Consider the following 21,556-nt stretch of genomic DNA (forward strand, 5'->3'; position numbering starts at 1 on the left):
GGACTGCATTTGCAGCCCTACAGCTTGAACAATATAAAATACCAGGATTATTTAACAAAAGTCGTCCAGATATAATCCTGAGACTTACCTTTAAGAGTCATTTTGAGCTGGTCACCGGAATGTAATGCCGCAACGCCTGCCGGTGTACCGGTCATTACCACATCGCCCTCTTCTAAAGTAAAGACCTGACTAATCTCAGCCAGCAGAGTCGCAATATCAAAAATCAGTAAAGCGGTATCGCCTTTTTGACGCAGCTCATTATTAATTTCAAGTGTGTAGTGCACATCTTTCCAGTCAGTAACCACATCCGCTACAGGTACCCAGTCCGACAACAGGCAGGAACCATCAAAGGCTTTGGCACGTTCCCAAGGCTGACCTTTTTTCTTATGATCATCTTGTAAATCACGCAACGTTAAGTCCAGACCTAAAGTCACAGCACCTACTGCCTGCAGGGCTTTTTCAGGATCATTTTCCTTGCTCAAGGTCCGGTCAATACGCAAACTCAACTCGCATTCATAATGGCAGTTACCCCATTCAGGATTCCATTCAATGCCTGCTTCAAGCGAAGTTAAGGCACTCGGTGGTTTGATGAATAATACCGGCCGATCAGGGATCGCATTACCGAGTTCCTTGGCATGATCGGCATAACTGCGACCCACACAAACAATTTTGGACGGACGTGTGCTCATGATCAAAACTTCCCTTTGGTAGATATCTGAATTATTTTTTAAATGTATGCTCAAACATGCTCTGTTCAGTGCCATCCTTAAATGCACGCTTCGGCACAATAACCACGGTACGGTTTTTTAATTCCAGCATATAAGTGAGTTTACCGACAGCAAAATTCTGCACTTCGCTATATGGCACCAGCTTGCTACGATCATTGGTAAAAATTTCCGCATAGTCCTGATACAGATCAATACCCTGTTCGCTTTTACCAAACTGATATTTAATAAACTGGCGCTTAAACATCATCGGCAGGAACCAGTAACGCATGATGCCTTGCAGGATCAGGAAGAATGCTCCCAAAGCCACGTAATAACGTCCGACGCCATCAAAGCCCATCGAAAAACCCCAGATGATAATCCCGATACTGACCAGAGGTGTCAGAAAACGTGAAATCTGTTTTTTACCAAACGTTGCCAGGGCAAAACCATCCTGAGATTCTTCTAAAGTCAGAAAATAACGGGTCGATAAAGTCGGTGCTGACTCAGTCATAGCATCACATCAAAAAATAAAATCTTGCCCAATACTATACCAAAATATACACAGCGCTTATGGCCTGTCACATCAATTACATAACTTTGCTTTGGAATTTCGTGCTTTTGGTTTTAAATAAATAGCAATTAAAACAAAAAATATGTAACAGGTTGCTGAATGAACGGATTAAAGCAATGCATAGTCATCAGTGTTCTTTTAGGAACCTCTACCACAGCACTGGCCAAGATTATTCCCTGGAATGCCGAACTGCCGAGCAGTCTGAGTGCCTATCAGGGAAATGCTCACCAGCTGGCAGAGTTAACCGGCGAGCGGATTCTGATTTATGCGCATCCCTCATCTAAAACCCAGCTTCCGACCTTAAACAGCAATGCACCCAGCAAGGCACAGTTTTATAGTGCGGCTGTGGTATTGCCGGTAGCTGAAGCTCAGGTCGAAAAATTGCTGCAACATTATCCAAATTATGTGGGTCTGTTTCCGACATTAAAGTCAGCCAAAGTGCTGGAGCAGCAGGGTTCGATTCAGCAGGTTAAATATCAGGTTCATATCCCAACCCCGATTCCGGTGTTAAACTTTAAAGAAACCGTAGTGATGCAGCATCATCTGGGTGATAACAGCATCAGCACCTTAATTATCGATGCGCCAATTCCCTATGGTGCAGGAAAACTGGAATGGTTTGCACTGGGTTCGCATAGAACGCTGGTGACTGTCACCCAATGGGGCGACCTGAACCAGCCCAAAGGCTTTTTATTCAGTAAAATCCTGAATGCGCTACCTGAAGCCAAACTCGGCATTCCGCCGAGTACCAATGCATTTCTGCTGGAAGCACTACAACAACGCTTTAAAACCGAGCATACAGCAGCACTAGCAACTCCGATTCCGCAACTGAGATTCAACCCTCAACAGCTACAAAAAATTGCCCAGATCAGCCAGAAGTCTGGGCAACCGGTCAGTTTCATTTTGCCGAACTATCTGGTCAAAGAAGGAAAAGTCTCAGAAAATTTAAGATTTAGTAGCACCTATCAATATTTTGCGCATCCGGTCGAAAAATTGCGGCCGTGGTTAGCAGCTGAAGCAACCCAGCAGCTTTTTCCCCGGCAGATCAAGAAGGTCGAACTTAAGCCGGTCAATCCTCAGAATATAGATGCCAACTATAAGGTGTCGGTCGGTTTAGGAGTGATTCAGATTCCATTTAACTTCAAGATGCGTTTTTACCAGCCTGATTCCCTGCAAAACCAGTTCAATGCCAATGGCGGCGACTTGAAGTTTGTGAAAGGTGGCATGCGCTTATTACCGCAGTCACAAGGTACCTTATTTCAAATTACCAGCAGTATGAAGATTCACGATCAGGCACCGTTCTTATTAAGAGCCATGCGCAGTATGCCCTATCATGATGTTTTACCTGCAGTGGGTGGCAATACCGTTTATGCACTGAAAGTGCAGCAGAAATTAAGATAAGAAGGAGGCAGAGAGTTATTGGTTTTTTATATGAAAAATTAAAAAACTACAGATGTAAAAAAACCGCATCACTGTGCGGTTTTTTCATAATTCTTTATCAAGATTGGTGCGCTCAGAGAGATTCGAACTCCCGACCCCTTAGTTCGTAGCCAAGTGCTCTATCCAGCTGAGCTATGAGCGCGACGTCTTGATGGGGTGCATTATACGAGTTTTTTCAGTCTTGTTAAGTGTTTTTTAATAAAATCTCAACCGAACGTACAGTAATTAAACGATGCAGCAATATTCACAACTTTCTGCCGAAAACTTCTGCAAATTTAGAGCTAAAAGCACTTAATTAATTCGACCAAGAAGCCGGATTTTCCAAAAAATTCCAGCACTACGCAATGGGTCAACCTTAAGTATTCTCAACCAGGTATCCAACCAGAATAGAATTCAAATATCAGATAACCATCATCCTTGTACGCTTTATCACTCGCCTATTGTTCCGGTCTTTACTGCGCCTGCCCTTTGATAATACGCAAACACAACACCATTTGAGCTAGCCAAGTGGTCTATCAACTGAAAAGCGGCGGGTATTGATTCATGATTAAACAGGCGTTTGCCAACACCCAGTATAATTGGAAAAGTCAGCAGACGAAGTTCGTCCACAAGCTCATATTTGAAAAGCGCCTGTACCACTGCAGCACTACCATATACACGAATATTCCCCTCCCCTGAAGCCTTCAGGTTAATGATCTCATCCATACTTTTTAGAAAGATCGTATTTTGCCAGTCCGAGTGCTCCAGACTGGTAGAAAGAACATATTTATTGACATCATTAATTCCCGGCCAGTCTTCAGCATGTGTGGGCCAGTAAGATTCAAAAATCTGAAAAGTATTTTTTCCTAAAAGAATATCGGAGGGCTGCATCCAGTTTTGCATGATGGCATCAAATGCCGGATCAGGTTCCGCATTAAAATACGGCGCCACCCAGCCACCATATTGAAAACCACCAGATAGATCTTCTTTCGGGCCTCCGGGCCCCTGCATCACGCCATCTAGGGTCAAAAATTCCTGGACAATGATTTTTCTCATCACGACTGCCTTTATTTTTATTAAATCGCCTGAGACTTATTTTTAGCACGTGATGTCTGGTGTTTCTGTAAATTTTAGGCACAAAAAAACCGCAACATGTGCGGTTGATTGTTCAAGTTGGTGCGCTCAGAGAGATTCGAACTCCCGACCCCTTAGTTCGTAGCCAAGTGCTCTATCCAGCTGAGCTATGAGCGCGTAACTTGTGTGCCTAGGTTGGCGATACATTTTTCTGCTTAACTTACTTGGTGCGCTCAGAGAGATTCGAACTCCCGACCCCTTAGTTCGTAGCCAAGTGCTCTATCCAGCTGAGCTATGAGCGCGCGATGTAAGTAAGCGTGGCGGTGAGAGAGGGATTCGAACCCTCGATACAGTTACCCGTATGCGTCCTTAGCAGGGACGTGGTTTCAGCCACTCACCCATCTCACCGTAACGTGCGGCCATAATACAAATTTCGGCATGGCACTGCAAGCGCAGCATCAAAAAAAAGTGCATATTTTTGCTCGTTTAAATACTTTTTAAGCAATTCCTCGATTTTTCGTGCATTTTGATAGCGAAAAAACTGCATAAATTTCCAGTTATCGAAAATTAACAGAAAATTGAAAACTTAAATGGATTATTGCAATCATTTACGTGCAGTCTGCGCATACATGTTTTATGCTAAACCAATCTCCTAAGATAAATTTAAAGACATGATGAAAAACTGGGTCGATCCTGAAGCAAAAGCTGAAGCCGAACGTTATGACAACCCTATCCCTAGCCGCACGCTGATTTTAGAAACTATCGAAAAGAACAATGCCCAGTCCCATGCAGACCTGGTCGAACATTTTGAAATTGCTGATCAAAAAAGTATTGATGCCCTGAGCCATCGTCTGATTGCGATGGTACGTGACGGCCAACTGATGAAAGACGGTTATAAGTTCCAGATTGCGGCAGAACAGCCTGAGCATGAAGCAACGGTCTATATCAACTCAAAGGGAAGCGGTACCGCCAATATTTCAGGTGAAGATGATTTGCTGCTCCCTGAGCGTGAACTGCGTCAGGTCTTTAATGGTGACCGGGTTAAAGTACGTCAGACTTCAGTGGATCGTAAAGGTAAGTCTTGGGGCTTTATTACCGAAGTTTTGCAGCATCGTGTCAAAGAGATCATTGGTAAAGTATCAGAGTATGAAGGTGAATACTTTGTTCAGCCGGCTGCTCCAAATGCACATCAGCCGATTACCCTGGAAAAAGAGCTGATTGAACATGCCAAGGTCAAAGTCGGTGATTCTATTCGCGTTGCGATTGATCGCTACCCGACCAAAGAAGAATTTGCAACCGGCCATATTGTGCAGTCCATGGCAGACAAGGCCGATACCGAGATCATCATTCCACAAACCATTCTGGAATATGGCCTGCCTTATGAATTTCCGGAAGAAGTCGTTAAAGAAGCTGAAAGCTTCAAGGAACCGACAGAGAAAGATCGCGAAGGCCGTGTGGATCTTCGAGATTTGGCACTAGTGACCATTGATGGTGAAGATGCGCGTGACTTTGATGATGCCGTTTATGCCGAAAAACGTCCAGGTGGTGGTTATCGTGTAGTCGTGGCGATTGCCGATGTCAGCCATTATGTACGTCCTGGCAAGCCGCTGGATGATGAAGCCCAGGAACGCGGTACATCTGTCTACTTCCCGCACTTCGTTTTACCGATGTTACCTGAAGCTCTATCCAATGGCTTGTGTTCTTTAAATCCGAACGTTGACCGTTTATGTATGGTCTGTGATTTAAAACTGTCACGTGCTGGCCGTGTGACCGGTTTTGAGTTCTATCCGTCTGTCATGCATTCCAAGGCACGTTTGACCTATGATCAAGTCGCACAGTATCTGGAAGGCGACAGCCAGGCCATTACCGAAGACCGTGAAGTTCGCAAGTCGATCAATACCCTGTTCCAGCTTTATCAGGTTCTCAAAGGCTTACGTTCTGAACGGCATGCCATGGAATTTGAAACTGTAGAAACTTACATGACCTTCGACGAAATGGGTGGAATTAAAGAAATTCTTCCACGCACCCGTAATGATGCACATAAGCTGATTGAAGAATGTATGTTGCTGGCCAACGTGGCAGCCGCAGAATATGCATTAAAAAATGAAATGCCAATGTTGTACCGCGTGCATGAGCCACCTGAGTTTTCGCGTATCCAGAAAGTCCGTGATTTCGTCAAGCTGTTGGGTCTGCAATTCCCGGAACAGCCAACGCAAGCCGATTATCAGGCCGTGATTGAGGCGACTAAAGACCGGATCGATGCACCAAGTATTCATTCCGTGTTACTGCGTTCCATGATGCAGGCTTATTATGGTGCCAACAATGCCGGCCATTACGGTCTGGCATATGAAGCCTATACACATTTCACCTCGCCAATCCGCCGTTATCCGGATCTGTTATTGCATCGTGCCATCAAAGCACATTTAAATCACAAGCCATCTCCACTTTCAGGCGGGGCTTTAGAGGCTGCCGGTGAACATTTCTCTGCAACAGAACGCCGTGCTGATGAAGCTTCCCGCTCTGTAACCACCTGGCTTAAATGTCACTATATGCAGCAGCATCTGGGTGAAGAGTTTGTGGGCATTGTCAGTGCGACGGCAGAATTCGGCCTGTTTGTCACGCTAAAAGACCTTTATGTCGATGGTATGGTACATGTCAGCCAGTTGGGCGATGACTTCTTTGTCTATGACCAAAGCAGCCAGAATCTGGTCGGCCAGAACCGCGGTCAGATTTTTGGTTTAGGGGATGAAGTCAAGATCAAGGTTGCCGGTGTAAATCTGGAAGAGCGCAAGATTGATTTTGAACTGATCCAACAGCTCAGTCATGCCGGCCGTGCAGTCCGTGCCCGTGCACCGCGAGTAAGCGAGAAAAAACCGCTACCACGTCCTACTGCGACAGAAGAAGTGTTTGGCAGCAATGAGCGTGAGTCTAAATCCAACCTGAACGCTGATGGAGAACAACCCAGACGACGCAAAAAAGGCAAAGGAAAACCCAGCTCTTACAGCAACAAGCCTGCTAAATCATCTGCAGGAAAGTCTGAAGCAAAGGATAAAGGTAAAGTAAAGAAAAAGGCCAAGGTTAAAAAGAAAAAGTCCAATGCAAAAGCCAAGACTGAATAATCTGTGACAGTTTAAAAAGAGCGCTACGGCGCTCTTTTTTATTTATAATCAAAATATTACGAAATGAAAATTATAAAAATGGATACCATCACTACTTTTACTCTGAACATTTCTTTAATGGCTTTGCTTATGACTGAGGCCTTAAAGAGGCTTTAAATAATAATCCTATCACCATGAGAGTCACCTACTGGTATCAACACCCTTTAAACCTATGGAAAACTAAAATCACCAATATTTCCATCATCGATATAAATGAACTAGAAGGCTTACCCTCATCTGATAGTGAATTTATTGAATAACTTCAAAATATTAAATACAAAGCTAGAGAAAAAACTTTAACTGCCTTGATTTCTCTCACTAGAAGCCCTACATCTAAATTTAATACTGAAAATTAATTTGGCAGAAACGACATGATTTTAGAAAAGGCAACTTTGCCTATTCCGCAATTTGATCAGATTACCCTAGAAGAACTTAAACAAAAGATTGAAAGCTGTATTGCTGAAGGTCAAAAATTCCTGAATGAACTTACCGAAACACCTGAATCAGCTCAGGAACAGCTTGCCATTTTGGAACATGTCGACACACTCGAAAATAATATGAGTGAGGCTTGGGGCATTCTTTCACATCTCAACGCCGTGAAAAACAATGCGGAAACACGTGATGTCTATCAGGCCTTATTACCCGGTCTAAGCGAATACTATACGCAACTCGGTCAACATACAGCGCTGTATCAGACTTATCAGCATATTCATGATGCACCCATCTTTAATGAACTCCCGGCCGCACAGCAAAGTGCCATCAAACTGGCCTTACGTGATTTCAAACTGTCTGGTGTGGCATTGGAAGGAGAAGCGAAAAAGCGCTTTGCGGAAATTTCTGCGCGCCTGTCCCAATTGTCTTCAGATTTTTCGAATCATGTATTGGATGCCACTCAAGCCTACTTCAGACCATTAAATGAAGATGAACTAGCGGGCTTATCGGCAAACAATATTGAACTGCTCAAACAGTATGGCAAGCAGCATGAACTGGATCAACCGGTGGCTACCCTGGATTTTCCATCCTATCTGGCAATCATGACCCATGCAGAAAATCGTCCTCTGCGTGAAGAGCTCTATAAGGCGTATGTGACGCGAGCATCAGATCAGTCTGGGCAGACCGAGTTTGACAATACTGCCTTGATCGAAGAAATTCTCAGTTTACGTCTGGAAATGGCGAAGCTGCTTGGTTTTAATAATTATGCGAAATTGTCCTTAGCCAGCAAAATGGCACCGAGTGTAGAGGCGGTAGATGAATTCCTGCGTGATCTGGCAGAACATGCCCGTGTACCGGCAGAGAAAGAAGTTAGTGAACTGAAAGCAATTGCTGCTGAAGATGGCATTAGTGACCTGCAACCCTGGGACAGCAGCTATTATTCTGAAAAGCTGAAAATGCAGCAATTTAACCTGTCACAGGAAGCACTTAAACCTTATTTCCCTGCGCCAAAAATCCTGCAAGGCCTGTTCAGTATTGTCAATCGCCTGTATGGGATACAGGTAATTGAACGTGATGCACCGGTTTGGCATCCGGATGCACATTATTTTGAACTGGAAGATCAAGGTCAGGTGATTGGCGGCTTCTATCTCGATCTGTATGCACGCCAGGGCAAACGTGGCGGTGCCTGGATGAGTGGCTTCCGTTCCCGTATGCAGACCAGTGACGGCCTGCAAAAGCCGATTTGCTATATGGTCGGTAACTTCACTCCTCCTGTCGGTAGTCGTCCTGCACTACTGAGCCATGATGAAGTGATTACCCTGTTCCATGAATTTGGTCATGGCCTGCATCATATGCTGACAGAGGTAGACAATATTGCTGTAGCTGGTACCCATGGCGTGGCCTGGGATGCGGTTGAGCTGCCAAGCCAGTTTATGGAGTTCTGGGCCTGGGATCAGGAAAGTCTGGATGTGCTCAGCGAGCATATAGAAACCCAGGAATCCCTACCGGCTGAATTGCTCAAAGCCCTACTCGATGCACGTTTTTTCCAGTCTGGCATGCAAACCCTGCGTCAGCTTGAATTTGCCCTGTTTGACCTGAGTATCCACCGTGCCAATCCAGCCTTAAATGCAGCGCAGGTTCAGGATACTTTGAATGAAATTCGCGAAAAGTATGCAGTTTTGCCGACCACTGACTATAACCGTTTCCAAAACAGCTTCAGTCATATTTTCGCCGGCGGTTATGCAGCGGGATATTATTCCTATAAATGGGCTGAAGTTTTGGCCAGTGATGCCTTCGACCGCTTTGAAGAAGAAGGGATTTTTAATACTGAAACTGGAAAGCAGTTTAGACAAAAAATTCTAGCAGTTGGCGGAAAAGATACAGCACTTGACGCATTTATCAATTTCCGCGGACGCGAGCCAAAAATAGATGCGTTGCTGCGTCATCAAGGTTGGACGAACCCCTCTAAAAACGCTTAAACTAGCTTTTTAAGTTGATCACAAGGTGAGTATGATGACCATTAAACGTCGTTTCATTGCAGGCGCAAAATGTCCAAAATGTCAGGCGTTAGATCGCGTCGTCATGCTGACCTCTGGTGAAGATGAATGGATCGAATGTATTGAATGTGGTTATGAAGAAAATCGTCCCACACATGTTGATCAACCAGAAACACCAGCTGTTCCAGATGAAGTTGGCGTGATTCAGTTTAAACCTCGTTCAGTAAAATAAAAATCAAGGTTCAAGCTATGTCAGTAGAACAAAGAAATAACCCCAAACTTTTAATGGGGATTATGGGGGCTTTAGTTACTGTCGTTGCATTGGTATTGCTATATCAGTGGTTGAATGCCTCTTCCGGTGAAGCGGAACGCATACATCAGGAAGATATCGCGGCTGTTCCGGCAGCAAAACCTGCGGCGAAAACTGAAGAAGATACGGCGGCAGCGAAAGCACCTGAGACGATCGAAGCTAAAGCACTGGTATCAGATGAGCTGTTAGATGCACCAGTGCCGGAGAATGCCAGTTTGGCCAAAGAAGAAGTGGCTAAATTAGATGACATCCAAGTTCAGCTCAATGAACAAAAAGCCACACTGGATGCGCAGCATAGCGATGCCGACCAGTTAATCCAACTGAAAGAGGAACAGATTAAGTTACTTGAAGCACAACTTGCTCAAAGCCAGTAAATCTCGACAGCATTTCAGCTAGAATATCGTCAGATCTTCTAGCTCAGTTGTTTCCATGTCTGCCCCAGCCGCTCCGCATCTGCTTAAAGCCATTCTGTTACTGACCTGCTCTGCTTTTCTCTTTTCAGTTATGGGCGTGTGTATCCGTTATGCCTCGGCAACGGTTGATAATGCCACAGTGGTCTTCTTTCGCAATTTTGTTGGGCTGTTTATTTTCTTGCCTTTCATTTTTAACAAGGGAATTGATTTTTTTAAGACTGAAAAACTGTGGATGCACACCTGGCGTGCAGTGGTCGGTCTGACTGCCATGTACGGCTTTTTTTATGCCATCGCGCACTTAAAACTCTCCAATGCCATGGTCTTCACCTACTCTTCCCCGATTTTTATTCCACTGATTGCCTGGCTATTTCTCAAGGAAAAAATTACCTTAAGCATGTTAGCCGCAGCTCTGATTGGTTTTATCGGGGTACTCTGTGTCGCCAAACCGGATTCTGGTTTATTCAACCTGATGTCAGCCATTGGTTTGGGTGCCAGCTTTCTGGCCGCGATGGCGTTTGTCACGGTTCGGGCACTGACCAAAACCGAGTCACCAGAAAAAATCGTGTTTTATTTCTGTTTTATTGGCACATTGATTTCCGTGATTCCGATGTTCTGGCTGTGGCGACCTTATACCCTGACAGAACTCAGCTTTCTTGTCGCTGCCGGCCTTTTGGCCAATTTCAGTCAGCTCTTCATGTCCAATGCTTATAAACTGGCTCCGGCAGGACAGATTGGACCAGTCAACTATGTGGCAATTTTCTTTGCTGGCATGTGGGGCTTTCTGTTCTGGCATGAAGTTCCGGACCTATATAGTCTGATCGGGCTAGGTCTGATTTTCTGTGCCATTTTGCTGTGTAGTTCGATCCTGCAAAAGCGCCTGAATTCATCCAAAGTTTGATTAAAGAATTTAAATCAAATAAATAAAAAAGCACCCGTAGGTGCTTTTTTATTGCTTTTCTTTTATTGATACCAGCCGAACAACTTAAAGATATAAGGTACATAAGCAATGATCAGCATCGCAGGCAGCAACACAATCACCGGCAAAATCCAGCGTTCATAACGGTAATAGAAAGACAGGTGTCGTACTTCTGCATCGGCTTCAGCCACTTCGGCATCGCCAATCGACTGCCTGGCCAGTAAATGATTCAGTGCCACTGGCGGCGTCACATAACCCAGCTCGAAACCAATCAGAGTAATCATCCAGAAATGAACCGGGTGAATGCCGTATTGATAAGCCACTGGAGCAACCGTTGCAGAGATCAGAATGACCGCTCCGAATGGATCCATGATCATCCCAACAAAAATCATCAAGCCGACAATCAGTGAAATCACCAGAATGGTACTGCTGATATCGGTCGGGAAGGCTTCCATAATTTCCATACGTTCCAGCAAGCCACCGACACTCACTGAAAGTGCCATCAGGATCACTAGCGCACCAATATGTCCTACAGTTTCACTGGTAGAAATATGCATAGATTTCCAGAAACCGACATGACGTAAAATTTCAGTCGCTTTTGAACGCTGCACACCATGATCAACCACCAGTTCTTTGCCTGCTTGTTCGCTATGTTCAGCTTCACGATATTCTGCATTGGTCACCGCACCGGCTGTTGCAAGCTCAGGAGCCGATCTGGAATTTAAAGTTGCGGTCAAGGTGTCATCCCAGTGCCCCACTGCCGGTAGTGGCGCAGGTTCGTGGCGCAGCTTGTCAAACAGGACAATCATCAGCAGAATCACAGGCATCATCACAGGCGCAGTAAATTCATTCAGATCAGTCGACAAGGCATATTTATAGAATAACCAGATCAGAATGAAAATCACGATATAAGGAATAACTGCAACGAAGGCACGCCCGGATTGAGGTGCAGCTACAGTAGGTGCAGCAATCCGGAATTTATTTTCTGCAACAAACAAGGAAATGACCAGAAACAAAGTCGAGCTGAGCAGGAAGACATAAATCCCATAGTGATACAGCAAATCGGTGGTGACTTCTTTATTCAGTGAGGCCACGACGACGATCAGCAAACACGGACGTAAGACTACGCCCAGTGAACCGGACATGGCAGTGGCCGCCAGTGCAAACTGACGGCGTCCACCCGCATTCCAGACTTCCTTGTAAATAATCGCACCTGCGGCAATGACGAAAATCCCCGATGCTCCGGTATAGGCGGTTGGTAATGCAGCGGCCAGCAAGATTAACCAGGTCAGGGTTTCAGGGGCCAGATTCCATGGACGCAGAATATTCAGGAACATGTCTACAACACGGGTCTGTTTCAGCAACATACCGGCCCAGATAAACAAGGCCAGATTCAGGAAGATACTGGAAAACTCCACCAATTGACCCAGATAAATCCCCTGTCCCATTGGATAGTCCATCAAGAATGTGAAGTTTATTCCGGTGATAATAGCCATATAGGCATACAGCGGTACACTTAGAAAGGCCAGACCAAAACTGCCGCCCTCACGCGTCGGTTTCGGTGGTTTGATGACCTGATAAAGGCTAATTAGAGTGAGTGTGCTAAACAGAATCATCCACAGCCAGTAGATGTATTTCATTTCGCCCATCGGCACACCCGAATTCAACACAGACTGGTATTGGCTATAAGATGAGAATGCCAGAAAAGCATTAGCAACCAGCATGGCCACCGAATAGACTTTAAAGTCCATTCGGGTACTTGGACTGCGTAGGCCAATATGATGGGTTTTTAGGGTGGCACTGATTGCAGCGAAAACCACCATGATGACCAGAAGCAAAGCCCGGTTTTCAGTACCAAACTTGAATATGCCAAAGAAAGAGGTTTCAAATGTCCGATAAGCCCGAATACTTGGATGCGCTTCTACATGCTGAATGGCTTTGTCATAAAACAGGTAAGATTCTTCACAGACCTGCTGTGCCTGTAATACCGCAGCACGGACATCCGCTTCCGAGCGCACGCCAAAGAAATCGGCATATTCATCGGCCGCATCGGCTTTCATCTGTTGCTGAACACGCTGATCGACATTGATATTACGTTCACATTGTGGGCGTGTCGGTTCAGCACGTAAAAATGAATATTGCATTCCGGTTGCCGGATCGCCGTAAATACGCTCGCCCATACGCAGCAACTGGCCGTGAATCATTTCCCCGGTGCCGATAATCAAAGTGAGCAAAAGTAAAACCAGCACGACAAAGGTCGAGATCCACTCTGTCCATATATAACGCAACAGACCTAGTCCTGATCTGTTTTGATCATCATTTTGCATATGTTTTCCTATTATTGTTTTAGCGGCCTGTCGCTTGATCCAGATCGCTGATCTTGCCTTCTGCTCCCGAAAATTCCTTTTCAAAAGTCAGGATATTTATTCTATGTTTTGAATCTGCATGAAAACCGGCATAATAAAAATGACAATTTATATTTTCTTTTAGTTTTTTCTGCCAAGTAGCTGTCTATTCCTACACTTTAGCTATCCCTAAAATAATTGGTCACAATATAAATGACTGCCAGAATCACCCCCCAGATCACCCCCAGTAAATGTGCTTCTACCAGCACTGGACTACCAATGAGTTGGGCTGTTCCGGAATTACCAATGGTATTTTCCCAGACCAGTTTGGCCAAGATGAGAAACAGCACCAGCGCCGCAAATCCACGTTCCCGCTTATACTGCAAATGCACACAGGCTACTGCTACATAAGCCCCGTGTAATACTCCTGACAACCCTGCATATGCTTCAATATTCGGCAAGAAAAAATAAAAACTCAGACTGATCAAAGGTGACAAGATCAGTAAAATGGCGGAAAAATGCCAGATATTAACGCGTGGAAAAATAAAAGGAAGACAGATAAACGCAAGAATATTAAGGAAATAATGGGTCCAACCTACATGAACCCAGTGTGCCGTCCAGAGTCGCCAGAATTCACCAAGCAGACTCTCTCGCCAATAAATGAAATCGTCCTTGAAAATTTGCAGACAAGCACAAAGAGAGACAAAAGCCGCTAGAAAAATAATTTTTTGTCGAAAATGTTGCTCTAGCATCGGCCTATTGCCCTCCTTGCTTCTCTAGTTTTGACTTCACTCCTGAAGCTTATATGGTACTGCTTACAAATCCGCGCTGAACAGCTCATCGAGTTCGGAAGAGCTGTCTGACTCATCCCAGAAACGTTGCATGCCATCATCGCCACTGCGTACACCGGTATGTTCTGTCCAATAGCGATCAGATATACCGCTGACCATAATTGCAGCCATACTGTCAATCAGCTTGAATTGTGGATTGACCGGCTTGTCTTCAGTACGGGCCTGAGCAAAAGTTTTAAGGGCATCGCGGACTTTGGCATCATCACCACTGGCCTGTGCGGCTACGGCATATAAGGCATGAGATAAACGTACACCTTTTTGCTCACCAATTTGTGTAGATTGTTTTAAGGTTTGGTAAGGGTCAGGTTTACCGTCCCCGGCGCCTGGCAACAAGGTCCAGATCACAGCGCGAGTGGCATTCGGTGCACCCCAGAATTTCGCGTTATCCAAACAAACCATGCCTCGCTCGACCACGGCAGCAATATCTTTCGGTACATGCACTGCACCACCCGAGTTAATATCATTGGTCATGGCCTGCAAGCCACTGAGCATGCCCAGCAGATAAACAGTTTGCTCGATGTCACTGTTCATGCGCGGGCATTCTTCGCCCAAGGCTTTTTGATATTTCTTTTCATAACGGCTTTGAAACAGCTGATAACCGGTATACTGACGCTGTGCTGCCAGTGCCGCCCAGCGCTTCTGCTCGATCCGGGCATCCTGGGCTTCTGCTACCTGATTGGTTTTTGAAGCACGTAAATAGCGCAACTCGGCTTCAAGTGCTTTTTGTTCAGCACAAATACCGGCAGCTGAATACATCAGTACAGCCACCCGGGTTGGATCTGCTCCCATTTCTTTGGTTGCCATAATGGCCGGCGTTAAAGAATTTCCTGAATTGCACACCATTTCAGCATCATCCATCGCTAAAATCGGTGGGACGATATGATTTTCGGTGAAACCCAGTGCCACATTGGCACCAGTTTTAATAACCTGAGAACATCCCGTCAAAACTGTTGTTGTTATTGCAATAGTCGCCATACCTTGGCATATTTTACGGACGCCTGACATTTTCCTGTCCTCTATAATTGTGATTATGTCCATCTTTCTGCTAAAGATATCAGAAGCATTTTGTGAATAAAAGAGTATTTACTCTAATTTAGACCAGACACTTTGCCATTAAATGACCACACTGCAATTGACTGTATTTAGGAGAATCCCAAATTTTGGGCAAAAAAAAGTAGCATTGCGACGGTTCAGCACATGCTACTTATTAACTGTACAAACAGAGAAGTGGTTTAAACCCTGCTTGATTAAGATGAAAATTTATCCTTCAGCACTGTCCCGATTCGTCCAATTACCAGGGCCAAAACAATCGCTACAATCAGAAACATCCACACTGGAAATTCCATCAGGGTCTCCCGTATTTGCTGTTGGTAGGCTCAATGTACAGGCTAAAAATAAAACACAGGGGATAAATTGTCAGACAATTCATCTAAGTCATGAATTAACCTTGATTTTTGTCTGACAACAAAAAGACCATAACAATCTAAGTATTTGTTTATTTTAAATTTTAATAAAATAATTAAAAAACATTTGTCTTACAATTAAATTAATTTAGTCAATACTTTTAAAGCTTTCCATTGCTTGAGTGGCAATTGATCACACCAGATCAGTAAAGGCCGAGCCTTGGCATGCTGGAAATACACCACAATATATGCCTGATGATCAATGACATGACTAATAGATACCCGATGGGTTGGCATTGCTTTAGCGGTCAATGACCATTCACGGCCATCCAGATATTCAAACTGCTCAATTTGTGGCGTCTTCCGGTAAAACAGATGGTACACCAGCAGTCCTGTGAGTGCAGACAGCAACCAGAGTGCAAATGGTAGTAACTGATAGAGCAAATACATTAACAGTGCAAAAATAAAAAGCTGAAACGCCAATGCACACAGACTGCGTTTCAGCTTGAAGCAGCGATTATCCATGAACGTAAAATTTAAGCTTCTTGATAAAATCTTTCAGTTCAGGACGCGGCGGCTCGGATACTTCCATAAACCAGTCCAGCAAATCTGGGTCTTCCTGCTCCACCAGCTCTGCAAACATCTGCTTTTCAAAAGGTTCAGCATTCAGATAGTAATTTTTGACGTAGGGATCAAAATAGACATCCAGTTCTTTTAAACCACGACGCGCACGGTAAATCACTTTGCGCTCTTCCAAGCTAATGTCATCAGTCATCGAATTTCCCCAATTCGTTATAAACCCGAATAGTTTACCTGAAGCATCAACTGAATTTCGAGGGATTTCATAGAAATGACCAAAAGCATCAGCAGATTTAGCTGATTTGAACATTCCGCTCATTGCCGCTGTTCCCGGCTTGACCTAAGTTAAAGTAAACCGATCAAAATAAGGAATAACAAGATGCAATCTGCAGCCATTCGCCCGCTTACTCCCATGCTGCCCCGCCAACTTTTTACTGCCGAGCATGAAGCTTTTCGCGAAACGGTACGCAAGTTTTATGAAAAGGAAGTTATTCCACATACCGAACGTTTTGAAGACCAGCAACATGTAGATCGAGAGCTATGGAATAAAGCTGGTGAGCTTGGTTTACTCTGTGCGACCATGCCTGAACAATATGGCGGCTCTGGCGTAGATCGGCTGTATAGCATGATCTTAATTGAAGAACAGGCCTATGCCGGAGACTCAGCTACCGGGTTTTCCCTGCATTCGGATATCGTCGCCAATTATCTGCTGAACTTTGGCAATGAAGCTCAAAAACAGCAATGGCTACCCCAAATGGCTTCCGGGGAAGTCGTCACCGCAATTGCCATGACCGAACCAGGCACTGGCTCTGACCTGCAAGCAGTGCGAACCTCGGCAGTACTCGATGACGACTACTATATCATTAATGGTTCCAAGATCTTTATTACCAATGGCTATCTTTGCGATATGGTCATTGTGGTCTGTAAAACAGGTAATAGTGACAAAGGCTCGGCCAATCTCTCCTTGATTATGGTCGAAGCCGATCGAGCTGGTTTTAGTAAAGGCAAGCCCTTAAATAAAATCGGCATGAAAGGCCAGGATACCTGCGAACTGTTTTTTGACAATGTTCGGGTACCCAAAGAAAACCTGCTCGGTCTGGAAGGCATGGGCTTTATGATGCTGATGAAAGAGCTGGCCTGGGAACGCCTGATTGTAGCGATTATCTGTCAGGCAGGTGCTGAAGCCGCTTTTGCCCACACAGTAAAATATACCAAGGAACGTCAGGCATTCGGCAAGAGCATCAGCCATTTTCAAAATACCCGCTTTAAACTGGCAGAACTGCGTACCGAGATCGATGTCTGCCGCGCTTATCTGGATCGCTGTATGCAACAACAGTTACAACAAGAGTTAGGCGTGGATGCAGCGGCTGCAGCAAAATATAAAATTTCAGAAATGTTCAGTAAAGTCGTAGATGAATGTCTGCAATTGCATGGCGGCTATGGTTATATGCTGGAATATCCAATTGCCCGGGCTTATATCGATAACCGTGCCAACCGGATTTATGCGGGTACCAATGAAATTATGAAAGAACTCATCGCGCGCTCACTGTAAAACCGACGCATAAAAAAGGAGTCTCTCAGGACTCCTTTTTCTGTACGCTAAAAATTCAAATTCAAGAAACTAGACGCGGCTTATGATTAAGTGCATTGCTCTTTTTCCTGAATTTCAGCACGCCATCTTCAAACGAAGCCTGTTTCAATTCCTTACGGTCTGCAAGATAATTATTGCTGACTTTCCACGGAGCATGTTTACCCTGCTTTGGCATCACATTTGCTGCACGGGCAATATATCCCGATGTCAGACTGCCCATCACTGTATCATCCATCAGTTCTGTGGCATCGCCTGTTGCAATGACTTCATCAAAATGTTGTTGGTCCATATGGTTAAGCAAACGGCAAATATATTCTGCTGCAATGTCCACTTTAAGCGTCCAGGAAGCATTAATATAGCCAATAATCAGCGCCATATTCGGAAGGTCACTCACCATAACGCCTCTATACAGCATATGCTGCGAGGTATCGACAGGCTGACCATCCATCGTCGCCTGAATCCCACCAAGAATTTGTATGTTCAGGCCAGTGGCAGAGACAATAATATCAGCATCCAGATGTTGACCCGATTTCAGCTGAATCCCGGTTTCGGTAAAAGTTTCTATCTGATCGGTTGTAACTGATGCCTGCCCTTCACGTAAGATTTTAAACAGATCACCATCTGGCACCACACACAGACGCTGATCCCAAGGCTCATAATTCGGGGTAAAGTGTTTCATGTCCACTTTACCTTTCAGTTGAAATTTTACTGATTTAAGCAACAGCGTTTTTAACAATTTGGGTTGCTTTTGTGCCAGCGCATAAATTCCACGCTGCATACCAATGTTACGCGCCCGCGTCAGCTTATAAGCCAGATCTTCAGGCAGATATTTACGCATTTTTGAATATATAAAATCGACAGAAGGCACAGAGGCAATATAAGTCGGTGAACGCTGCAACATGGTCACATGGCCTGCTCCACCTTTAGCCATGGCAGGCACCAAAGTAATCGCAGTGGCACCACTGCCAATGATAACCACTTTTTTGCCCTTATAGTTTAAATTTTCCGGCCAGTGCTGCGGATGAATGAATTCCCCCTTGAATGCCTGCTGATTTAGAAACTCCGGCTGGAAACCTTGGTCATAATTATAATAACCAGTACAACCCAGTACAAAATTAGCACTCCACGTCTGCTTCTTGCCCTGTGCGTCCACAATCTCTACTGACCATTTGCAGGTGGCAGAATCATAATTGGCACTTAAGACACGATGCTGAAAATGGATTTTCGGCTGAAGCTTGAATTCCTCTACCACTTCAGAGAGATAGCCTTTTATGGATGCTCCATCGGCAAGCACACTTTCCTTCTGCCAAGGCTTGAAATTAAAACCAAAAGTTGACATATCAGAATCAGAACGGATACCCGGATATTTAAACAGATCCCAGGTTCCGCCAATACTTTCACGACGTTCAATAATATCAAAAGAGCGTTGTGGACAATGTTTAGAAAGATGCGCTGCCAGACCAATCCCCGAGATCCCCGCACCCACAATTAAAATATCTACCTGCTTTTCCATATTGTTCTTTTACCTAAGCGATGCTATCAGTTTTAATTAAATCACAAAACTGACAATACACAATGTCAAGTTGATTAAAAAAGCCACTATTTTTTATCTTTTGAGGCCAAATCAATTATGCAGGATGTATAGGTAAACCAAATTCAGATTTATTCAAATAAAGTTTTCAGGCATTAAAAAAGGCCGGTTTATTCAACCGACCTTTTTGAACAACTTACGTTATTCTTCACGAAATTAGTTAACTTCGCGATCTACTAGCTCAACGTAAGCCATCGGTGCAGCATCACCTGCACGGAAGCCCGCTTTAAGAACACGTAGATAACCGCCGTTACGCTCTTTGTAACGAGGGCCAAGAACGGTAAATAATTTACCAACAGTTGCTGCTGAACGAGTACGAGCAAACGCCAAACGACGGTTTGCTACTGTATCGTTTTTAGCTAAAGTGATTAAAGGCTCAGCTACACGACGTAACTCTTTTGCTTTAGGCACAGTTGTTTTGATCAACTCGTGCTCGAACAAAGAGTTAGCCATATTTTGGAACATCGCTTTACGATGACTGCTTGTACGGCCTAATTTCACACCACTATTACGATGACGCATGGTGATAGTCCTACTTAATTAACGGCTACGATAGGCGAAACGATCGTCCATACGGAGACTAGCCGGTGGCCAGTTCTCTAAACGCATGCCGAGTTGTAAGCCTTTAGAAGCCAGAACATCTTTGATCTCAGTAAGCGATTTTTTACCCAAGTTAGGAGTTTTAAGCAACTCAACTTCGGTACGCTGTACAAGATCACCAATGTAGTAAATGTTTTCTGCTTTCAAACAGTTAGCAGAACGAACAGTTAGCTCTAGATCATCTACTGGGCGAAGCAAGATTGGGTCAACTTCTTCACGAGGTTCTTGAGCCACAGGTGCTTGATCTTTCTGAAGGTCAACAAAGATTGCAATTTGTTGTTGCAAGATTGTTGCCGCTTTGCGGATTGCTTCTTCAGGATCAACAGTACCATTGGTTTCAAGATCAATGATCAGTTTATCAAGGTCAGTACGTTGTTCCACACGCGCGTTTTCCACGGTATATGAAACACGTTTGATTGGGCTGTAAGAAGCATCTAACTGCAAGCGACCCACTGGGCGAGTTTCGCCTTCTGGGAAGCGTGAATCAGAAGTTTCGTAGCCACGGCCTTGAGCCACTTTCAGGCGCATTTTTAATGAGCCTGAGGCACTTAAAGTACCGATCAAATGTTCAGGGTTAACCACTTCAACATTATGAGGTAAACGAAGGTCAGCCGCAGTTACGTCGCCTGCACCTTGTTTCTCTAATGTTAAATAAGCTTCATTTTGATCGAACAGCTTAATCGACAATCCTTTTAGGTTCAGCAAGAGCTCGACGATGTCCTGCTGCAAGCCTTCCAAAGTACTGTACTCGTGCTCGACCCCTTCAATCTCAACTTCTACCACAGCTGCGCCAGGTAGAGAAGAAAGAAGAATGCGACGTAAAGCATTACCAAGAGTATGACCAAAGCCACGCTCTAATGGTTCTAGAATAACTTTTGCCGAGGTCCCGCTTGCCGCTTCGACCTTGATCGCTTGCGGAGTTAGAAACTCATTTGCAGTACGCGTCATATTGCTTCCTCAAGGATTATTTAGAATACAATTCTACAATCAAGCTTTCGTTGATTTCAGCAGGTAAATCAGAACGATCCGGTGCAGATTTGAACGTACCTTCTAATTTAGAATGGTCAATTTCCATCCAAGAAGGCAAGCCACGTTGAGTCGCCAATTCAATTGCGTTTTTAATACGTAATTGTTGTTTAGCGCCTTCGTGAACTGCGATCACATCACCCGCTTTAACTTGGATAGACGCAATGTTAACACGACGGCCATTCAAAGTGATGCTACGGTGAGATACTAACTGACGAGCTTCTGCACGAGTAGAACCGAAACCCATACGATAAACGACGTTATCAAGACGGCTTTCAAGTAGCTTCAACAGGTTTTCACCAGTTGCGCCTTTAACACGAGCAGCTTCTTTATAGTAGTTACTAAATTGACGCTCTAAAACACCGTACATGCGACGTACTTTTTGTTTTTCGCGTAATTGTAGTGAGTACTCAGATTGTTTACCACCACGAGCCCCGCCGTGCTGGCCAGGAGCTTTCGCATGTTTTTTAGTCTTAACATCAAACGGTTTAACGCCTGATTTAAGTTGCAGGTCTGTCCCTTCGCGACGAGAGAGTTTGCATTTTGGACCAATATAACGAGCCATGAATGTTTCTC

General features: G+C 44.6%; 19 protein-coding genes and 4 tRNA genes. 7 read left to right on the forward strand and 16 right to left on the reverse strand.

The annotated features are described in order from the left end of the window. Positions 1 to 47: 47 nt before the first annotated feature. Together VXP95_RS02990 and VXP95_RS02995 are read right to left on the reverse strand one after the other, a co-directional pair. A complete protein-coding gene (locus VXP95_RS02990; protein ID WP_064094501.1) occupies positions 48 to 689 on the reverse strand; it encodes a fumarylacetoacetate hydrolase family protein in 642 nt (213 codons plus the stop codon). A 31-nt stretch (positions 690 to 720) separates the two neighbouring features. Next, positions 721 to 1,218 carry a YcxB family protein gene (locus VXP95_RS02995; RefSeq protein WP_064094502.1) on the reverse strand — a complete coding sequence of 166 codons (498 nt, stop codon included), beginning with the start codon at positions 1,216 to 1,218 and terminating at the stop codon, positions 721 to 723. A 159-nt stretch (positions 1,219 to 1,377) separates the two neighbouring features. On the opposite strand from VXP95_RS02995, the gene VXP95_RS03000 reads away from it, so the two are divergent. Next, complete coding sequence (locus VXP95_RS03000; protein WP_064094503.1) at positions 1,378 to 2,676, forward strand: hypothetical protein; 1,299 nt, start codon at positions 1,378 to 1,380, stop codon at positions 2,674 to 2,676. Between the two features lie 104 nt (positions 2,677 to 2,780). On the opposite strand, the gene VXP95_RS03005 is transcribed toward VXP95_RS03000, so the two are convergent. The 5 genes from VXP95_RS03005 to VXP95_RS03025 all read right to left on the reverse strand — a co-directional run bounded on the left by VXP95_RS03005 (position 2,781) and on the right by VXP95_RS03025 (position 4,176). Further along, a tRNA-Arg gene (locus tag VXP95_RS03005) sits at positions 2,781 to 2,857 on the reverse strand. A 287-nt stretch (positions 2,858 to 3,144) separates the two neighbouring features. After that, on the reverse strand, positions 3,145 to 3,750 hold the full coding sequence (locus tag VXP95_RS03010) for a dihydrofolate reductase family protein (RefSeq protein WP_416711379.1): 606 nt from the start codon (positions 3,748 to 3,750) through the stop codon (positions 3,145 to 3,147). Positions 3,751 to 3,868: 118 nt separating this feature from the next. Further along, positions 3,869 to 3,945: transfer RNA gene (locus tag VXP95_RS03015), tRNA-Arg, on the reverse strand. A 48-nt stretch (positions 3,946 to 3,993) separates the two neighbouring features. Beyond that, positions 3,994 to 4,070: transfer RNA gene (locus VXP95_RS03020), tRNA-Arg, on the reverse strand. Positions 4,071 to 4,086: 16 nt separating this feature from the next. Further along, positions 4,087 to 4,176: transfer RNA gene (locus tag VXP95_RS03025), tRNA-Ser, on the reverse strand. A 263-nt stretch (positions 4,177 to 4,439) separates the two neighbouring features. On the opposite strand from VXP95_RS03025, the gene rnr reads away from it, so the two are divergent. From rnr to VXP95_RS03050, 5 genes are all read left to right on the forward strand, one after another. Continuing rightward, positions 4,440 to 6,887 carry a ribonuclease R gene (gene rnr / locus VXP95_RS03030; RefSeq protein WP_064094505.1) on the forward strand — a complete coding sequence of 816 codons (2,448 nt, stop codon included), beginning with the start codon at positions 4,440 to 4,442 and terminating at the stop codon, positions 6,885 to 6,887. Positions 6,888 to 7,297: 410 nt separating this feature from the next. Further along, complete coding sequence (locus tag VXP95_RS03035; RefSeq protein ID WP_416711381.1) at positions 7,298 to 9,337, forward strand: M3 family metallopeptidase; 2,040 nt, start codon at positions 7,298 to 7,300, stop codon at positions 9,335 to 9,337. Between the two features lie 40 nt (positions 9,338 to 9,377). Beyond that, entirely contained in the window at positions 9,378 to 9,587 is a 210-nt protein-coding gene (locus VXP95_RS03040) for a YheV family putative zinc ribbon protein (protein WP_171054337.1), read from the forward strand. 17 nt (positions 9,588 to 9,604) lie between these two features. Beyond that, on the forward strand, positions 9,605 to 10,039 hold the full coding sequence (locus VXP95_RS03045; protein ID WP_416711382.1) for a hypothetical protein: 435 nt from the start codon (positions 9,605 to 9,607) through the stop codon (positions 10,037 to 10,039). A 55-nt stretch (positions 10,040 to 10,094) separates the two neighbouring features. After that, positions 10,095 to 10,976 (forward strand): DMT family transporter, encoded by an 882-nt coding sequence (locus VXP95_RS03050; RefSeq protein WP_416711383.1) that lies wholly within the window; start codon positions 10,095 to 10,097, stop codon positions 10,974 to 10,976. A 62-nt stretch (positions 10,977 to 11,038) separates the two neighbouring features. Here VXP95_RS03050 and VXP95_RS03055 read toward each other — a convergent pair whose 3' ends face one another. The 5 genes from VXP95_RS03055 to VXP95_RS03075 form a co-directional block, all read right to left on the reverse strand. Then, the gene (locus VXP95_RS03055; protein WP_416711384.1) at positions 11,039 to 13,321 is read right to left on the reverse strand and encodes a TRAP transporter large permease subunit; all 2,283 of its coding nucleotides are present in this window, start codon (positions 13,319 to 13,321) and stop codon (positions 11,039 to 11,041) included. Between the two features lie 197 nt (positions 13,322 to 13,518). Next, a complete protein-coding gene (gene rrtA, locus VXP95_RS03060; protein ID WP_064094511.1) occupies positions 13,519 to 14,091 on the reverse strand; it encodes a rhombosortase in 573 nt (190 codons plus the stop codon). 63 nt (positions 14,092 to 14,154) lie between these two features. Further along, a complete protein-coding gene (locus VXP95_RS03065) occupies positions 14,155 to 15,195 on the reverse strand; it encodes a hypothetical protein (RefSeq protein ID WP_416680887.1) in 1,041 nt (346 codons plus the stop codon). A gap of 536 nt (positions 15,196 to 15,731) precedes the next feature. Then, positions 15,732 to 16,118 (reverse strand): hypothetical protein, encoded by a 387-nt coding sequence (locus VXP95_RS03070; RefSeq protein ID WP_416680888.1) that lies wholly within the window; start codon positions 16,116 to 16,118, stop codon positions 15,732 to 15,734. Continuing rightward, positions 16,111 to 16,368 (reverse strand): succinate dehydrogenase assembly factor 2, encoded by a 258-nt coding sequence (locus VXP95_RS03075; protein ID WP_004645065.1) that lies wholly within the window; start codon positions 16,366 to 16,368, stop codon positions 16,111 to 16,113. Before VXP95_RS03075 ends, VXP95_RS03070 begins: the two co-directional genes overlap by 8 nt. Before the next feature lie 183 nt (positions 16,369 to 16,551). On the opposite strand from VXP95_RS03075, the gene VXP95_RS03080 reads away from it, so the two are divergent. Beyond that, complete coding sequence (locus VXP95_RS03080) at positions 16,552 to 17,724, forward strand: acyl-CoA dehydrogenase family protein (protein WP_416680889.1); 1,173 nt, start codon at positions 16,552 to 16,554, stop codon at positions 17,722 to 17,724. 61 nt (positions 17,725 to 17,785) lie between these two features. On the opposite strand, the gene VXP95_RS03085 is transcribed toward VXP95_RS03080, so the two are convergent. From VXP95_RS03085 to rpsD, 4 genes are all read right to left on the reverse strand, one after another. Beyond that, a complete protein-coding gene (locus VXP95_RS03085) occupies positions 17,786 to 19,276 on the reverse strand; it encodes a flavin-containing monooxygenase (protein ID WP_416680890.1) in 1,491 nt (496 codons plus the stop codon). A 234-nt stretch (positions 19,277 to 19,510) separates the two neighbouring features. Continuing rightward, the gene (rplQ, locus tag VXP95_RS03090; RefSeq protein WP_004281488.1) at positions 19,511 to 19,876 is read right to left on the reverse strand and encodes a 50S ribosomal protein L17; all 366 of its coding nucleotides are present in this window, start codon (positions 19,874 to 19,876) and stop codon (positions 19,511 to 19,513) included. Positions 19,877 to 19,894: 18 nt separating this feature from the next. Then, complete coding sequence (locus VXP95_RS03095; RefSeq protein ID WP_004281489.1) at positions 19,895 to 20,902, reverse strand: DNA-directed RNA polymerase subunit alpha; 1,008 nt, start codon at positions 20,900 to 20,902, stop codon at positions 19,895 to 19,897. 16 nt (positions 20,903 to 20,918) lie between these two features. Then, entirely contained in the window at positions 20,919 to 21,545 is a 627-nt protein-coding gene (rpsD, locus tag VXP95_RS03100; RefSeq protein WP_064094516.1) for a 30S ribosomal protein S4, read from the reverse strand. Between the last annotated feature and the right edge of the window lie 11 nt (positions 21,546 to 21,556).

The sequence above is a fragment of the Acinetobacter sp. 226 genome (genome assembly GCF_048147925.1).
GTDB lineage: Bacteria > Pseudomonadota > Gammaproteobacteria > Pseudomonadales > Moraxellaceae > Acinetobacter > Acinetobacter pecorum.

Coding starts and splice junctions, on each gene's coding strand:
- VXP95_RS03085 (WP_416680890.1), bottom strand. CDS start 19,276: ATGGAAAAGCAGGTAGATATTTTAATTGTGGGTGCGGGGATCTCGGGG.
- VXP95_RS03075 (WP_004645065.1), bottom strand. CDS start 16,368: ATGACTGATGACATTAGCTTGGAAGAGCGCAAAGTGATTTACCGTGCG.
- VXP95_RS03045 (WP_416711382.1), top strand. CDS start 9,605: ATGTCAGTAGAACAAAGAAATAACCCCAAACTTTTAATGGGGATTATG.
- rnr (WP_064094505.1), top strand. CDS start 4,440: ATGATGAAAAACTGGGTCGATCCTGAAGCAAAAGCTGAAGCCGAACGT.
- VXP95_RS03050 (WP_416711383.1), top strand. CDS start 10,095: ATGTCTGCCCCAGCCGCTCCGCATCTGCTTAAAGCCATTCTGTTACTG.
- rpsD (WP_064094516.1), bottom strand. CDS start 21,545: ATGGCTCGTTATATTGGTCCAAAATGCAAACTCTCTCGTCGCGAAGGG.
- rrtA (WP_064094511.1), bottom strand. CDS start 14,091: ATGCTAGAGCAACATTTTCGACAAAAAATTATTTTTCTAGCGGCTTTT.
- VXP95_RS03065 (WP_416680887.1), bottom strand. CDS start 15,195: ATGTCAGGCGTCCGTAAAATATGCCAAGGTATGGCGACTATTGCAATA.
- VXP95_RS02990 (WP_064094501.1), bottom strand. CDS start 689: ATGAGCACACGTCCGTCCAAAATTGTTTGTGTGGGTCGCAGTTATGCC.
- VXP95_RS03010 (WP_416711379.1), bottom strand. CDS start 3,750: ATGAGAAAAATCATTGTCCAGGAATTTTTGACCCTAGATGGCGTGATG.
- VXP95_RS03000 (WP_064094503.1), top strand. CDS start 1,378: ATGAACGGATTAAAGCAATGCATAGTCATCAGTGTTCTTTTAGGAACC.
- VXP95_RS03095 (WP_004281489.1), bottom strand. CDS start 20,902: ATGACGCGTACTGCAAATGAGTTTCTAACTCCGCAAGCGATCAAGGTC.
- VXP95_RS03055 (WP_416711384.1), bottom strand. CDS start 13,321: ATGCAAAATGATGATCAAAACAGATCAGGACTAGGTCTGTTGCGTTAT.
- VXP95_RS02995 (WP_064094502.1), bottom strand. CDS start 1,218: ATGACTGAGTCAGCACCGACTTTATCGACCCGTTATTTTCTGACTTTA.
- VXP95_RS03070 (WP_416680888.1), bottom strand. CDS start 16,118: ATGGATAATCGCTGCTTCAAGCTGAAACGCAGTCTGTGTGCATTGGCG.
- VXP95_RS03035 (WP_416711381.1), top strand. CDS start 7,298: ATGATTTTAGAAAAGGCAACTTTGCCTATTCCGCAATTTGATCAGATT.
- VXP95_RS03080 (WP_416680889.1), top strand. CDS start 16,552: ATGCAATCTGCAGCCATTCGCCCGCTTACTCCCATGCTGCCCCGCCAA.
- rplQ (WP_004281488.1), bottom strand. CDS start 19,876: ATGCGTCATCGTAATAGTGGTGTGAAATTAGGCCGTACAAGCAGTCAT.